Raw genomic sequence first — 13,930 nt, forward strand, 5'->3', positions numbered from 1 at the left:
CGGCTCAGTGCAGCAGTCGGGAGATCTGTGAGGGCGGCAGTTCCTTGCCGTCCTCGCCCAGAATCTGCGCGCCGATCTTCCGGTCCTCCTCGCCCTGGTACTCCTTGGAGAAGTCCAGGTGGTCGGAGATGTGGGCGCACCCTTGCAGCACTGTGTTGACCTGGGATGTCCAGAACTTCGCCGTGCGGGCGAGTTCCGCTCCCAGCAGGAACGAGTGGGCCTTGAGCTGCGATGCCGCCCGTTCCGTCGCGCCGGCGCCCTTGCCTCCCGCCCCGCCGGAGAGGTCGGCGGACGTACGGAGCTTGCGCCAGAGTGTGTAGGCGGCATGCCCCACGCGTCCGAGGTCGTCCCGTTCGAGGACCAGCCATCCGGATCCGTCCATCCGACTACCACCCCCTGGGCCGGTGTCCGGTGAAGTGGCCTGGTTGAGCCGCATCGCTGTCGAGTCCGTGCCGTCCGCACCGCTCTTGAGGGCGCTCCACTCCTGCTCGAAGGACATCCCGTCCATGACTCCGTCCGGTTCCGGGGCAACAGCTACTACTGCGAGTGTTTTTACTGTTACGCAGCAGGATGTGCGGCGAGGGTAGTGGAACCGTCACTCCATGGGGAGAGGAGCCGGGCACTCCGGGTGACGTCCGGCGCGGCGTCCCACCCGCACCCGCACCCGCACCCGCACCCGCACCCGAGCCACGGGTACGCGGACACGCAGGCACGAGAGACCGCGGGCACACGAGACCGCGCCTTGTGCGGAATATGACGTTCCGAAAGGCCCACAAGCGCGGACAAGCCGACCGGCGCCGGTTGACCGGCCACCGACGCGTGGCCAAAGATCTCCGCCATGTCTTCCAGACCCGCCCGGGCACCTGCCCGGACCTCTGTCCGGACGTCCGCCCGGAGTTCCGCACGGACCAAGAGCAAGCGCGGCCGTATGCGGCGGCTCGGCGAGAGTGCCTTCGGCATGCTGCTGCTGGTGCGCGCCGGGTTGCTGGCGCTGGTCGCACTGGTGCTGGTGGTCGCCGGGGTGTGGACATCCTGGGACACGGCGTCCACCGCCATGGCGGGGGACGAACGCGGCACCGTCACCGTGCGGTCGTGCGAGGACGACGAGTGCACGGGGACGTTCCGGAACGAGAAGAGGTCGCGCTCCGAGCAGGTGACCGTCTCCGAGTTCGTCTCGGGAGGCGAGGGTCAGACGCTGGAGGTGGCCGTGCAGCCCGGTACGGACCATGTCATCCGGACCGGCCCCGCCGGGGTGCTGTACGCCTGGGTTCCGCTGGGCGGCGCGCTCCTGCTGGCCTCACTGGTGCTCGCCGGCGGCCTGCGGATGCGCAGGACCGCGGTGGCGACCGGAGCGTGCGGGGCGCTGATCATGGGCGGGGCCTGGGCGCTGCTCACCTTCTGAGGGAGCGGCACCCAGGCCCCTGCCAGTCGGCCCGGCCCGTCAGGTCCCGGCCCCCCGGGCCCCGGCCCGGGGTCGTGCGCGAGCGGGTCAGCCCGTGTTGCGCAGGCCCGCGGCGACGCCGTTGACGGTGAGCAGCAGGGCGCGGCTCAGGTTCTCGTCCGGCTCCTTGCCCTCGGCCGTGGCCTGCCGCTGGCGGTGCAGCAGGGAGACCTGGAGGTAGGAGATCGGGTCGAGGTAGGCGTCGCGGATCTTCAGCGTCTGCTGGAGCACCGGGTTGGCCTCCAGCAGCTCGCTCTCGCCTGTTATACGCAGCACTTCCTCCACCGTGCGGGCGTGTTCGGCCTCGATGGTGGCGAACACGTGCCGCAGCTCCTGCGGGACGAGCGTCTCGATGTAGTGGCGGGCGATCCGCAGATCGGTCTTGGCCAGCGTCATCTCGACGTTGGCCAGGAAGTTGCGGAAGAAGTGCCAGTGCGTGTGGGCTTCTTCCAGCACGCTGTCGAGTCCGGCCTCGCGGGCGGCCTTCAGACCCGTACCGACGCCGAACCAGCCGGGGACGATCTGCCGCGACTGGGTCCAGCCGAACACCCACGGGATGGCGCGCAGCCCGTCCAGACCCGCGCCGGTGTCGGGGCGGCGGGAGGGGCGGGAGCCCAGGTGGAGCTCGGCGAGCTGGTCGACGGGGGTGGAGGCGAAGAAGTACGCGGGCAGGTCCGGGTCCTCCACCAGGTCGCGGTAGGCCCGGTGCGCCGCGTCGGAGACGGTGTCCATCGCCGCGTCCCAGCGGGCGAGCGCCTCGTCGGACTGGCGGGGCGCGGTGTGCAGGGCCGACGCCTGGAGGGTGGCGGAGACGGTCAGCTCCAGGTTCTCCCGCGCGAGGGAGGGCACCAGGTACTTGTCGGAGATCACCTCGCCCTGCTCGGTGACCTTGATCTCGCCCTCCAGGGTGCCCCAGGGCTGGGCGAGGATCGCGTCGTGGGTGGGGCCGCCGCCGCGGCCGACGGTGCCGCCGCGGCCGTGGAAGAGCCGCAGCCGTACCCCGTGCCGGTGCGCCACGTCGCGCAGCCGGCGCTGGGCGCGGTGGATCTCCCACTGGCTGGTGGTGATGCCGCCGAACTTGGAGGAGTCGCTGTAGCCCAGCATGACCTCCTGGAGGTCGCCGCGCAGCGAGACCAGCTTGCGGTAGGAGGGGTCCGAGAGCATCGCGTCGAGCAGTTCGTCGGCGATCTTCAGCTCGTCGGTGGTCTCCAGCAGCGGCACGATGCCGATCTCGGCCCAGCCGGCGTGCAGGTCGATCAGCCCGGCCTCGCGGGCGAGGACGGCGGCGGCGAACACGTCGTCGGCGCCCTGGCACATGGAGATGATGTACGACTCGACGACCTCGGGGCCGAAGGTCTCCAGCGCCTTGCGGACGGTCTCGAAGACGCCGAGGGTCTTGGCTCCGGCCGCGTCCAGCGGCGCGGGGCTGGGGGAGAGCGGGCGGCGCGAGCGCAGTTCCTTGGCCAGCAGCCGCTGCCGGTAGTCGCGCGGCATGTCCGCGTAGCGCCAGGACTCCTCGCCGAGCCGGTCGAAGAGCTGTCCGAGCGCGTGGTGGTGCGCCTCGGCGTGCTCGCGCACGTCCATCGTGGCCAGTTGGAGGCCGAAGGCGGCCATGGTGCGCATGGCGCGCTCCAGCCGGCCGTCGGCGACCAGGCCGCCGCGGTGCTCGCGCAGCGAGTCCTGGATGAGGACGAGGTCCTCCAGCAGCTCACCGGTGCCCAGGTAGTCCCAGCCCTCGGTGTGCGGGAGCTTCTCGGCCAGCCGGGTGCGGGTGTTGAGCAGCTTCTGCCGGATGCAGGTGGCCTTGAGCCGGTAGGGCTCCTCCTTGTTGAGCCGCTTGTAGCGGGGGCTGATCTCCGGGAGCCGGGTGAGGTCTCTTTCGAGTGAGTCCAGCATCGGCTGGGTGGCACCGCAGTTGCGGATGGAGTTGGAGAGGGCGCCGCGCAGCTCGTCCACGTGTGCGAGTGCGTCGCCGATGCCGTGCTCGTGCTGGAGCAGCAGCACGTCCCAGGTGACCTGCGGGGTCACGTTGGGGTTGCCGTCGCGGTCGCCGCCGATCCAGGTGCCGAAGGTCAGCGGGCGGGTGCCGGGCGGCAGCGGTGCGCCGGCGCGCTCCAGCTCGGCCGCCAGGTCCTCCAGCACGTCGCCGACGGCACCGCGGTGCAGCTCGTCCAGGTAATAGATGGCGTTGCGCGCCTCGTCCGCGGGCTCGGGGCGGGCGACGCGCAGCTCGTCGGTCTGCCAGACCAGGTCGACGTTCTCGGCGAGCCGCAGGTCGGTGCGGCGCCGCTCGGCTCCGCCCAGCTCCCCGTCGGACTCCTCCAGCAGCTCGGCGATCTTGCGGAGCTTGGTCAGCACCGAGCGGCGGGCCGCCTCGGTGGGGTGCGCGGTGAAGACGGGGCGTACGGAGAGGTGACGCGCGGTGTTCGCCAGGTGCGCGGGGTCGGCGTCCTTGAGCATGTCGGCGGTGCGGGCGAGCATCCCGCCGTCCCCGGCCCGGCGCTGGCGCAGCTCGCGGCCGCGGTGCACCTGCTCGGTGACGTTGGCCAGGTGGAAGTAGGTGGAGAAGGCGCGCACCAGCTTGGTGGCGGTCTCCAGATCGGTCTCGCCCAGCAGCTCGGCGGCTTCCTCGCCGTTGCTGCGGGTGAGGGCGCGTACCCGCTCGACGAGGTCGAGCAGTTCCGCGCCCTCCTGGCGGACGAGGGTCTCGCCCAGCAGATCGCCCAGCCTGCGGATGTCGGCCCGCAGCGCCGAGGTGGACTCGGCGGTCTCCACGCTCTCGGTGCTGTCCGGGCTCAGTGCGCCGGCTGCGGTGGGGGCGCCGGCTGCGGTGGGGGCGCCGGCTGCGCTGCCGCCGGTGCCGGCGCTGCGGCCGCCCGGGGTCTCCGCGCCGGAGGGCTCCCTCGCGGAGCCGTTCCCCGCCGTCCCGGGGTCACCCGATCCGGGCGCGTTCCGGGACGGCTCGGGGGTTCGCTGGTTGCTGTCGGCGCTGCTCACAGGTGCGGCTCCCTTGCAGGGTTGCTTCCCTTGCGGGGTTGCTTCGGGCAGGTGGCGGACCGCGCTGTCCGACGGCACCAGGATAGGTCGACCGCCGAGCGGCACAGCACTGCCGTCCGAGGGATGGGCGCAGCGGCGCGTCCCGCCCCGGCGTGCACCCCCCTTGTCCCGTGACTTACGGCTGCCATACTTACGACGCCGTAGGTTACGGAACCGTAGCCAAGCCGAGGTCCAATGAGGGACATCTATGACGACAAGCCCGGACGTGCTCGACAGTTCGCCACAGCCCGCCCCCGCCGACTCGCCGGAGGCCGCAGCGGCCTCCCCCACCACCGGACCGCAGGCAGACAGCGCAGCTTCCGCATCGCTGCTGTCCGCGACGCTGGGCGGCGAGAAGCGGCGCTCGGCCGAACAGATCGCACTGCTGCTGTTCATCACCGTTCCGTTCATCGGGCTGGTGGCCGCGGTGCCGCTGGCCTGGGGATGGGGGGTGAGCTGGCTGGATCTGGGACTGCTGGTCGCGATGTACTTCATCGGCTGCCACGGCATCACCATCGGCTTCCACCGCTACTTCACCCACGGTTCGTTCAAGGCGAAGCGGCCGCTGCGGATCGCGCTCGCCGTGATGGGCTCGCTCGCCGTCGAGGGCCCGCTCGTGCGCTGGGTCGCCGACCACCGCAAGCACCACAAGTTCTCCGATGCCGAGGGTGACCCGCATTCGCCGTGGCGGTACGGGGAGACGATCCCCGCGCTGATGAAGGGCCTGTGGTGGGCGCACGTCGCATGGATGTTCGACGAGGAGCAGACGCCGCAGCACAAGTACGCGCCCGACCTGGTCAAGGACCCCGCGCTGCGTGCCGTCTCCCGGCAGTTCGTGCTGTGGACGGCCGTCTCGCTGCTGATCCCGCCGGTGGTCGGCGGACTGGCCACCTGGTCGTGGCAGGGCGCGGTGACCGCGTTCTTCTGGGGCTCGCTGGTGCGCGTCGCGCTGCTGCACCACGTCACGTGGTCGATCAACTCCATCTGCCACGCGGTGGGCAAGCGCCCCTTCAAGTCCCGGGACCGGTCCGGCAACGTCTGGTGGCTCGCGGTGCTCTCCTGCGGCGAGTCCTGGCACAATCTGCACCACGCCGATCCCACCTGCGCCCGGCACGGCGTCGAGCGCGGGCAGATCGACTCCAGCGCCCGCATCATCCGCTGGTTCGAGAAGGCCGGCTGGGCGTACGACGTGCGCTGGCCGAAGCGCGACCGGCTGGACGCCAAGCGCGGCAACGACGGCCCGCGCCGCCGGAAGCCGGAGCAGAGCGTCCCGCAGGACCCGGCGCCGGAGGGCACCCCCGGCTCGGACTCCCGCCGTCCGGAGCAGCCGGCCAGGGCGGCATGATGCTGTGCTGACCCAGGGGCCACGCCAGGCCCATGGGGCCCCAGCCAGCCAGCCGACAGGGAAGGCCCCTCCCGTGCCGACCGACGAGACGCCGCCGTCCAGCGGCAGCCCCAAGAAGCGCGCCCGCCGCCGGATGACCGGCAAGGAACGCCGCGAGCAGTTGCTGGACATCGGCCGCACCCTCTTCGCCGACCGCGGCTTCGAGGGCACGTCCGTCGAGGAGATCGCGCACAAGGCCGGGGTGTCCAAACCGGTGGTCTACGAGCACTTCGGCGGCAAGGAGGGCCTGTACGCGGTCGTCGTCGACCGGGAGATGCGGCGCCTGCTGGACATGGTGACCGGAGCGCTCACCGGGGGCCACCCCCGCGAACTGCTGGAGCAGGCCGCGTTCGCGCTGCTCGACTACATCGAGCAGTACACCGACGGCTTCCGCATCCTGGTGCGGGACTCGCCGCTCCCGCAGTCCACCGGCACCTTCGCCTCGCTGATCTCCGACATCGCCACCCAGGTCGAGGACATCCTCGGCCGCGAGTTCAAGAACCGCGGCTTCGACGCCAAGCTCTCCCCGCTCTACGCCCAGGCCCTCGTCGGCATGGTGGCCCTGACGGGGCAGTGGTGGCTCAACGTCCGCAAACCGAAGAAGGCCGAGGTGGCGGCGCACCTGGTCAATCTCGCCTGGCACGGCCTCGACGGCCTGGAGCAGAAGCCCCGCCTGATAGGCCACCGCCGGTCCTGACCGCCGGCCGCCGTCCCCGGGTGCGTCTCCCGGCGGGCCGCGCTCACGGGGGTGACACCCGCGGGGAGACCCCGGCAGCGCACCCCTCGCGGACAGACAGGCCCGGACCCCGAGCGGCGCGGCACCGCACTCAGCAGGTGCCGCGCCGCACCGGACCGCCCCGCACCGGACCGGCCCCGCACCAGCCCGCCCCGCACCGGCCCGGCCCCGCACCAGCCCGCACCGGACGACTCGTCCCGCTCCCGCCCGCAAGCGCTCGGGAGCGCCAGGGCGCCCGAAAGCACTCCCGCACAGCAGCCGCTCCGGCACGGAGAGCGGCGCACCCGGAAATCCGTTCGGGCCGGGGGCGGAGATGTGCAAAGCTCCCTTCGCGATGCGCCCAAAGGGGCGCACCCGGGAACGTGGAGGACGGCGATGTTCGGAATACCGCTGGGCGACGACGGCACCGAGCTGCGCCCGCTCGAGCCGTGGCAGGCCGAGGAGTTCCTGGCCCACATCGAGCGCGGGCGGGAGTTCATCGGCCGGCACGTGGGACTCGCGGACGCCAACCGGGATGTGGAGTCGGCCCGCGCCTTCCTCACGGCGTACGCGCAGAAGGCCGCCACCGACACCGGGCGGATCCTCGGCATCCGGACGGCGGAGGGCACGCTGGTCGGCGGGGTGCTCCTCCGCACGATGGACGTGGTGCAGGGCACCGCGGAGGCGGGCTGCTGGCTGGAGCCGGCCGCAGTGGGCCGCGGACTGGTGACCCGGGCCGTGCGGGTCCTGATCGACTGGGCGGTCGAGGAGCGCGGCATCCACCGCGTGGAGTGGCAGGTGCCCTCGGCGAACGCGCCCAGCATCGCGGTCGCCCGGCGCCTGGGCATGACGAAGGAGGGCGTGCTGCGGGAGATGTTCCTGTACCGGGGCGAGCGGACCGACATCGAGGTCTGGTCGGTCCTGGCCCCGGAGTGGCGGGCCGCCAGGGCCGCCGAGCGGGCGGCGCGGTCCGACCGCGGCACCGGTCCCGAACCGGTGGAGGCGGCCCCCGTCAGCGCTTGACGGCGACCACGAAGACGCGGCGGAAGGGAAACGCCGTCGTCCCGTCGGCGCCGCGCGGATACGCCTCGCGGAGCGCCGCCGCGTACTCGGCGAGGAAGTCGTCCCGCGCGGCGGGGTCGTCGGCCAGGGCGGCCAGCACGGGGCGGAGGGCGGTGCCCTTGGTCCATTCGAGCACCGGGTCGGTGCCGGTCAGCCGGTGCAGGTAGGTGGTCTCCCAGGCGTCGACGGCGCAGCCGCGGGGGCCGAGCGGGGCGAGCAGGTCCGCGTACCGGGCGGGGGTGAGCACCGCGCCGGAGCGGGCTTGCGTACCGATCCGGTCGCGCCAGCGCGCGGAGTTGCGCAGTGCGCTCAGCAGGGTGTGGCTGGGGGCTTCGACGTTGCCGGGCACCTGGAAGGCCAGGGTGCCGCCGGACGGCAGGGCCGCGAGCCAGTCGGGGAAGGCGTGCTGGTGCCCCGGCACCCACTGGAGCGCCGCGTTGGAGAAGAGCAGCCCGAAGTGTGCGTCGGGGTCGGGGCGCCAGTGGGCGAGGTCGGCGCGGGCGAAGTCGAGGCGGCCGGGGCGGGCGTGCTTCCCGGCCTCCCGTAGCATCTCGGGTGCGTTGTCGTACCCGGTGATGTGCGCCTCGGGCCAGCGCTCGGCCAGCGGGAGGCTGGGGCCGCCGGGACCGCAGCCGAGATCGGCGATCCTGGCGTGTGGCAGGCCGGGCAGCCGCTCGGGTACCTGGGCCAGGAGATCGCGGACGGGGCGCAGCCGGGGTCCGGAGTGCCGGAGATACTGCTGGGGGTCCCACATGGCAGCAGGGTGCCCCCGGCCGTCTCTTGACGTCAAGAGACTTCACGTCGACACAACCTCTACACTGATCCCATGGAGGACGAGGTCGACCGTTTGGTGGCAGCTTGGCGCCGGGAGCGCCCTGACCTCGACGTTGAGCCGCTCGAGGTGCTCAGCCGGGTCAGCAGACTGGCCCGGCACCTGGATCGCGCCCGGCGTATCGCCTTCTCCGAGCACGGCCTGGAGCCGTGGGAGTTCGACGTGCTGACCGCGCTGCGCCGGGCGGGCACCCCCTACCAGCTCTCCCCCGGTCAACTGCTCACCCAGACCCTGGTCACTTCGGGCACGATGACCAACCGCATCGACCGCCTCGCCAAGAAGGGGCTCGTCGAACGGCTGCCCGACCCGAGCGACCGGCGCGGCGTCCTGGTCCGGCTCACGGTCGAGGGGCAGGACCGGGCCGACAGCGCCCTGGCCGGACTGCTCGACCAGGAGCGTGCCATCCTCGCCGAACTCTCCCCCCTGCAGCGCGGCGAACTCGCCGCACTGCTGCGGCAACTGACGGCTCCGTTCGACAACATTCCCGGCTGAGCGCACTCCCGAGCGCTCTACCCCCGCGGGTACCCGGCCCGTACGATCACGCGCATGGCCATGGGCGCGCGGTTCGAGGGACGTACGGTCGTCATCTCCGGAGGCGGCCGCGGCATCGGTGCCGCGACGGCGCACCGGCTGTCGGACGAGGGAGCGGCGGTGGTCCTCCTCGACAAGGAGGAGGACGGGGCGCACCGCACGGCACGGGAGATCACGGCCTCCGGCGGGCGGGCCGCGTTCGTCCTCGGGGACGTCACGGACGAACCGGCCTGGAGGCGCGCCGTGGAGACCGCGCACGCGGGCTTCGGCCCGGTGGACGGGCTCGTGTGCAACGCGTCGCTGCTGCATGAGGGGGCCGCGGACCGGATCTCCGTTCCCGTGTGGGAGGCCCAGCTCGGGGTGAACCTGACCGGAGCCTTCCTCGGGGTGCGCGCCTGCCTCCCGGACCTGCGCGAGCAGGCCGGCGCCGTGGTGCTGACCTCCTCGGCGCAGGCTCTCGCCGGACTGCCCGGACGCCCCGCCTACGCCGCCGCCAAGGCCGGGCTGACCGGGCTCGGCCGCCAGCTCGCCGCGGAGTTCGGCCCCCGGGTGCGGGTCAACTCCGTGCTGCCCGGCCCGATCATGACGCCCGCCTGGGACGGGGTCGAGGAGGAGGACCGGCGGCAGGCCGCCGGGGAGACGGTGATCGGCCGGCACGGGCGCCCCGACGAGGTCGCCGCCGCCGTCGCCTTCCTGCTCTCGGCGGACGCGTCCTTCGTGACCGGCGCCGAGCTGGTGGTGGACGGGGGCTGGAGCGCCGCCAGGAACGCGGAGTGAGCGACGGCGGCCGCCGCGCCGCTCGTCGGCACCGTCACCGGGTTCCGGCAGCGCGCGGGCCCGCAGCCCCGCAGCCGGCCCCCGGGCCTTCTCGCCGCCCCGGCCGGCGCCCGCGGTCCCTCAGTCGGCGATGCCCGAGAAGGCGACGGCCCGCTCGACGCGGGCCCGCACCAGGTACTCGCCCGGGACGGCGTTGCGCCTGCCGTACTCGTCCGCGCGGTCGGCCCCCATGTAACGGTTGCCGAGCCGGGTGGCCCAGGAGCGCATCAGTTCGAGGTCGTCGAGGAACTCGGCCGCCACGCACTCCAGCATCACGAAGTTGTACGGCGGCTCCTGGTCGTCCACGCAGAGCGAGAAGCGGGGATCCCGGCGCAGGGAGCGGTACTTGAGCGAGGCGCTGTCCACCGTGAACAGCAGCCGGTCCGCGTCGTCCAGCAGGAACCACACCGGGGTGACATGGGGGCGGCCGTCCTTGCGGGTGGTCGCCAGCTTGCCGGTGCGGGTGCCGGTCAGGACGAAGTCCCGCCACTGGGCCTCGGTCATCCGCTGCATTCTTCCGTCCTCCACAGCCGTCCGTCGCTCTCGGGTGATGAGCGGACGTCAGCCTAGGACGGGGCACTGACAGCGACCCGCCGCTCACCTTCTCGGCGAGGCGAGGCGAGGCGGGACGAGACGGGACCGGACGGGACCGGACGGGACGGGACCGGACGGCGCGTGGCCGGGTCAGCGCGCCCCCGCCGGCTCCAGTTCGGCCGGGCCCACCCCGGCACGCCGGGCCAGGGCCACCGCCTGCAGCGTGGAATGGACGCCCAGCTTGCCCAGGACGTTCTGCATATGGGTGCGGACCGTGTGCGGCGAGAGATACAGCCGCTCGGCGACGGCCTTCCGGCCCAGGCCCGCCACCATGCACCGCAGCACCTCCCGCTCGCGCGGGGTCAGCGACTCCACGAGGCGTTCGCTCTCGGTGCGGTGCTTGCGGCTGGCCGTCAACTCCCGCAGGACGCCGGTGAGGAGGGCGGGCGGCAGATGGGTCTCGTCCTTGAGGACGCCGCGGATCACCTGCAGGAGCCGGGAGAGGGAACAGTCCTTGGCGACCCAGCCGCCCGCGCCCGCCTGGAGCGCCGCAGCGGCGTGCCGGGGGTCGTCGCGCTCGGCCAGGACGACGGTGCGCACCGCCGGGTAGTCGGCCCGGACGCGTGCCACCAGGGGTAATCCGCCCACGGTGGTCGCCGGGGACGGCGGATCCGCGGTGCCGCCGGAGCTGCCGGGGGCGGCGCCCGGGCCGCCGGCCGGAGCCGTCGGGGCCTCGTCCGGGGCACCGAGCGGGGCGCCGGAGGCGGGCTTCTCGCCGTTGGTCCGCGCCGTGCCCGGCCCGAGCGGGCCGGCCTGGGCCGGGATCGGGACCGGGACCGGAGCGGCCACCGCGCCGTTGCCGGGCTGCGCCGACCCGTTCAGCGGTGCGCCCAGATCGGCGTCCACGAGCAGGATGTCGAACCGGCGGCCCTCGGCGGCGCCGCGCTCCAGATGGCGCAGCGCGGCCGGTCCGCTGCCCGCCGCGCCGACTTCGACATCCTGTTCGGCCGCGAGCGCGGCGGCCAAGGACTCGGCGAAAATGCGGTGGTCGTCGACCACCAGCACGCGAATACGTTGCATGGAACCCCCTGGCAGTGCGGGCACGGCGCCCATGCGCGGGAAAGCGCGCCATCGACACGGCCGCCGCCGTGTTCGCTGTCTACCCCGCCCCCGGACGTCGTACCCGGCTGACTCGCCCCCTGATCAGCACCGGCCCCCACCGGTGCTGTGCACAAGGTTCAGAGTACGGGCGAGCTGTGACAACGGAAGGCAATTGACAAAAGTCGTTGTACTCGTACCTCCCCGGGGCGCGCCAGGGCGCGTGCGGAGCGCACCCGCGCGACCGCGCCGCACACGGGAAACCGGGCCGCGGCTCCGCCCGGCGCGGTGGCCTGCGGCCCGGCGCGGCGGTCTCACAGGCGGCGCGCGCCCGCGCTCGGCACCGCCTCGAACAGGTGCGGCACCGCATGGCCCGCCGCCTCGAACGCGGCGGTCACGGCCTCCCCGACGGCGCCGCTGCGGGAGTCCTCGGCCAGGACGACCGCCGAGCCGCCGAAGCCGCCGCCGGTCATCCGGGCGCCGAGCGCGCCCGCGGCGAGTGCGGTGTCCACCACCAGGTCCAGTTCGGCGCAGGAGACCCGGAAGTCGTCCCGCAGGGAGGCGTGTCCGGCGGTCAGCACCGGGCCCACCGCACGCGGGTCGCCCTGTTCCAGCAGCGCGACCACCTCCTCGACCCGCCGGTTCTCGGTGACGACGTGCCGGACACAGGCGCGCACCCCGGGGTCGGGCAGCCGGGCGAGCGCGGCGCCGAGTTCCCCGTGCGGGATGTCGCGCAGCGCCCGCACACCGAGGGCCGCCGCGCCCGTCTCGCACGCCCGGCGGCGTTCCGCGTAGGCGCCGTCGGCCAGGGTGTGCTTGACGCGGGTGTCGACGACGAGCAGCCGCAGCCCCTCGGCGGCGAGGTCGAAGGGTATCTGCCGCCGGTCCTGCGTGCGGGTGTCCAGGTGCAGCACATGGCCCGCGGTGCAGCAGGCCGAGGCCGTCTGGTCCATGATTCCGCAGGGCATGCCCACGAAGTCGTTCTCAGCGCGCTGGCACAGCCGCGCCAACTGCTGCCGGGACAGCTCCAGTCCGTACAGCTCGGTCAGCGCGAGCCCGGTGACCACCTCCAGGGCGGCCGACGAGGAGAGCCCGGCACCGGTCGGCACGGTGCTGGTCAGGTGCACGTCCGCACCGCCGACCGGCAGCCCGGCCTCCCGCAGGGCCCAGCCGACACCGGCCGGGTAGGCGGCCCAGCCGCCGTCCGCGCCGGGCGTCAGTTCGTCCGGCCGAAGCCGGTAGGCGGCCCCGGGCACGTCGGCCGAGTGCAGCCGCAGCACGCCGTCGTCGCGCCGCGCGGCGGCGGCGTGCACGGTGTGCGGGAGGGCGAGCGGCATCACGAAACCGTCGTTGTAGTCCGTGTGTTCGCCGATGAGGTTGACCCGGCCCGGTGCCGCCCAGGCGCCTTCGGGCGCGGTGCCGTAGATCTCCCGGAACCCGTCCCGCACGTCCCGGGTGTGCCGACCGGTGTCACCGCTCACGCCGTGGCCTCCGGCGCCCGCTGCCGCTCGGTGTGCCGCGCGAACCGCCAGGCGTCGGACACGATCTCGTCCAGTCCGGCGCGCCGGGGCTGCCAGCCCAGTTCCCGGTGGGCCCGCTCGGCGGAGGCGACCAGCACCGCCGGGTCGCCGCCGCGCCGGGCAGCGACCTGCTCGGTCACCTCGTGCCCGGTGACCTTGCGGACGGTCTGGACGACCTCTCGGACGGAGAAGCCGCTGCCGTTGCCGAGGTTGCAGACCAGGTGCTCGCCCGGTGCGGCCCGGTCGAGGGCCAGCAGATGCGCGTCGGCGAGATCGGCGACGTGGATGTAGTCGCGCACGCAGGTGCCGTCGGGGGTCGGGTAGTCGTCGCCGTACACCGAGATCGCCGGGCGCCGTCCCTGCGCGACCTGGAGCACCAGCGGGATCAGGTGCGACTCGGGGTCGTGGCGCTCGCCGTAGGCGGTGCCGTCGGCGGCGAAGTAGGCGCCCGCGACGTTGAAATAGCGCAGCGAGACCGCGGCCAGGCCGTGCGCCCGGCACTCGCCGCCGATCATGTGGTCGACGGCCAGCTTGGACGCGCCGTAGGGGCTGGTGGGCGCCGCGGGGTCGGTCTCGGTGATCGGGGTGCGCTCGGGTTCGCCGTAGACGGCGGCGGTGGAGGAGAAGACGAGCGTACGCACGCCCGCCGCGCGCATGGCGGCCAGCAGCTCGACGGTGCCGCCGACGTTGTTGCGCCAGTACTTCTCGGGCTGCTCGACCGACTCGCCCACCCGGGAGTGCGCGGCGAAGTGCAGGACGCCGTCGTAGGAGGAGTCCAGCACCCGGGCCGCGTCACCCAGGCCGCCGTCGACGAACTCGGCGTCGCCGGGGACGGCCCGCGCGAAGCCGGTGTCGAGGTCGTCCAGGACCGTGACGGTGTGCCCCGCCTCCAGCAGGTGGGCCGCCACGACGCTGCCCACATAGCCGGCCCCGCCGGTCACCAGGTACTTAGCCATTGCGC

Annotated in this window: 13 protein-coding genes; 6 read left to right on the forward strand and 7 right to left on the reverse strand. The window is 73.4% G+C overall.

The annotated features are described in order from the left end of the window. Positions 1 to 4: 4 nt before the first annotated feature. A complete protein-coding gene (locus BMX65_RS23475) occupies positions 5 to 508 on the reverse strand; it encodes a hypothetical protein (RefSeq protein WP_239502256.1) in 504 nt (167 codons plus the stop codon). A gap of 420 nt (positions 509 to 928) precedes the next feature. Between BMX65_RS23475 and BMX65_RS23480 the strand changes: the two genes are divergently transcribed. Next, positions 929 to 1,402: a hypothetical protein gene (locus BMX65_RS23480; RefSeq protein ID WP_075002333.1), complete on the forward strand. Its 474-nt coding sequence runs from the start codon at positions 929 to 931 to the stop codon at positions 1,400 to 1,402. Between the two features lie 87 nt (positions 1,403 to 1,489). Here the strand turns inward: BMX65_RS23480 and ppc are convergent, their stop codons facing one another. Continuing rightward, a complete protein-coding gene (gene ppc, locus BMX65_RS23485) occupies positions 1,490 to 4,240 on the reverse strand; it encodes a phosphoenolpyruvate carboxylase (RefSeq protein ID WP_075002418.1) in 2,751 nt (916 codons plus the stop codon). 445 nt (positions 4,241 to 4,685) lie between these two features. Here ppc and BMX65_RS23490 point away from each other — a divergent pair, with 445 nt between their 5' ends. The 3 genes from BMX65_RS23490 to BMX65_RS23500 all read left to right on the forward strand — a co-directional run bounded on the left by BMX65_RS23490 (position 4,686) and on the right by BMX65_RS23500 (position 7,599). Further along, complete coding sequence (locus BMX65_RS23490; RefSeq protein ID WP_075002334.1) at positions 4,686 to 5,822, forward strand: acyl-CoA desaturase; 1,137 nt, start codon at positions 4,686 to 4,688, stop codon at positions 5,820 to 5,822. Positions 5,823 to 5,955: 133 nt separating this feature from the next. Next, the gene (locus BMX65_RS23495; protein WP_239502263.1) at positions 5,956 to 6,558 is read left to right on the forward strand and encodes a TetR/AcrR family transcriptional regulator; all 603 of its coding nucleotides are present in this window, start codon (positions 5,956 to 5,958) and stop codon (positions 6,556 to 6,558) included. Between the two features lie 414 nt (positions 6,559 to 6,972). Continuing rightward, positions 6,973 to 7,599: a GNAT family N-acetyltransferase gene (locus BMX65_RS23500; protein ID WP_075002336.1), complete on the forward strand. Its 627-nt coding sequence runs from the start codon at positions 6,973 to 6,975 to the stop codon at positions 7,597 to 7,599. On the opposite strand, the gene BMX65_RS23505 is transcribed toward BMX65_RS23500, so the two are convergent. After that, positions 7,589 to 8,392 (reverse strand): trans-aconitate 2-methyltransferase, encoded by an 804-nt coding sequence (locus BMX65_RS23505; protein WP_075002337.1) that lies wholly within the window; start codon positions 8,390 to 8,392, stop codon positions 7,589 to 7,591. The genes BMX65_RS23500 and BMX65_RS23505 overlap by 11 nt on opposite strands. Positions 8,393 to 8,464: 72 nt before the next feature. On the opposite strand from BMX65_RS23505, the gene BMX65_RS23510 reads away from it, so the two are divergent. Together BMX65_RS23510 and BMX65_RS23515 are read left to right on the forward strand one after the other, a co-directional pair. After that, positions 8,465 to 8,962, forward strand: coding sequence for a MarR family winged helix-turn-helix transcriptional regulator (locus tag BMX65_RS23510; RefSeq protein ID WP_075002338.1), 498 nt, complete (start codon positions 8,465 to 8,467; stop codon positions 8,960 to 8,962). Between the two features lie 54 nt (positions 8,963 to 9,016). Next, complete coding sequence (locus BMX65_RS23515) at positions 9,017 to 9,778, forward strand: SDR family NAD(P)-dependent oxidoreductase (protein WP_177214334.1); 762 nt, start codon at positions 9,017 to 9,019, stop codon at positions 9,776 to 9,778. Between the two features lie 120 nt (positions 9,779 to 9,898). Here BMX65_RS23515 and BMX65_RS23520 read toward each other — a convergent pair whose 3' ends face one another. The 4 genes from BMX65_RS23520 to galE form a co-directional block, all read right to left on the reverse strand. Beyond that, complete coding sequence (locus BMX65_RS23520) at positions 9,899 to 10,321, reverse strand: PPOX class F420-dependent oxidoreductase (RefSeq protein ID WP_204357588.1); 423 nt, start codon at positions 10,319 to 10,321, stop codon at positions 9,899 to 9,901. Between the two features lie 180 nt (positions 10,322 to 10,501). Then, a complete protein-coding gene (locus tag BMX65_RS23525) occupies positions 10,502 to 11,431 on the reverse strand; it encodes a response regulator transcription factor (RefSeq protein ID WP_075002340.1) in 930 nt (309 codons plus the stop codon). A gap of 332 nt (positions 11,432 to 11,763) precedes the next feature. Continuing rightward, positions 11,764 to 12,930 carry a galactokinase gene (galK, locus tag BMX65_RS23530; protein WP_075002341.1) on the reverse strand — a complete coding sequence of 389 codons (1,167 nt, stop codon included), beginning with the start codon at positions 12,928 to 12,930 and terminating at the stop codon, positions 11,764 to 11,766. Continuing rightward, positions 12,927 to 13,925, reverse strand: coding sequence for a UDP-glucose 4-epimerase GalE (galE, locus tag BMX65_RS23535; RefSeq protein ID WP_075002342.1), 999 nt, complete (start codon positions 13,923 to 13,925; stop codon positions 12,927 to 12,929). The genes galK and galE overlap by 4 nt, the downstream gene beginning before the upstream one ends. Positions 13,926 to 13,930 lie beyond the last annotated feature (5 nt).

The organism is Streptomyces qinglanensis (assembly GCF_900111245.1).
GTDB classification, from domain to species: domain Bacteria; phylum Actinomycetota; class Actinomycetes; order Streptomycetales; family Streptomycetaceae; genus Streptomyces; species Streptomyces qinglanensis.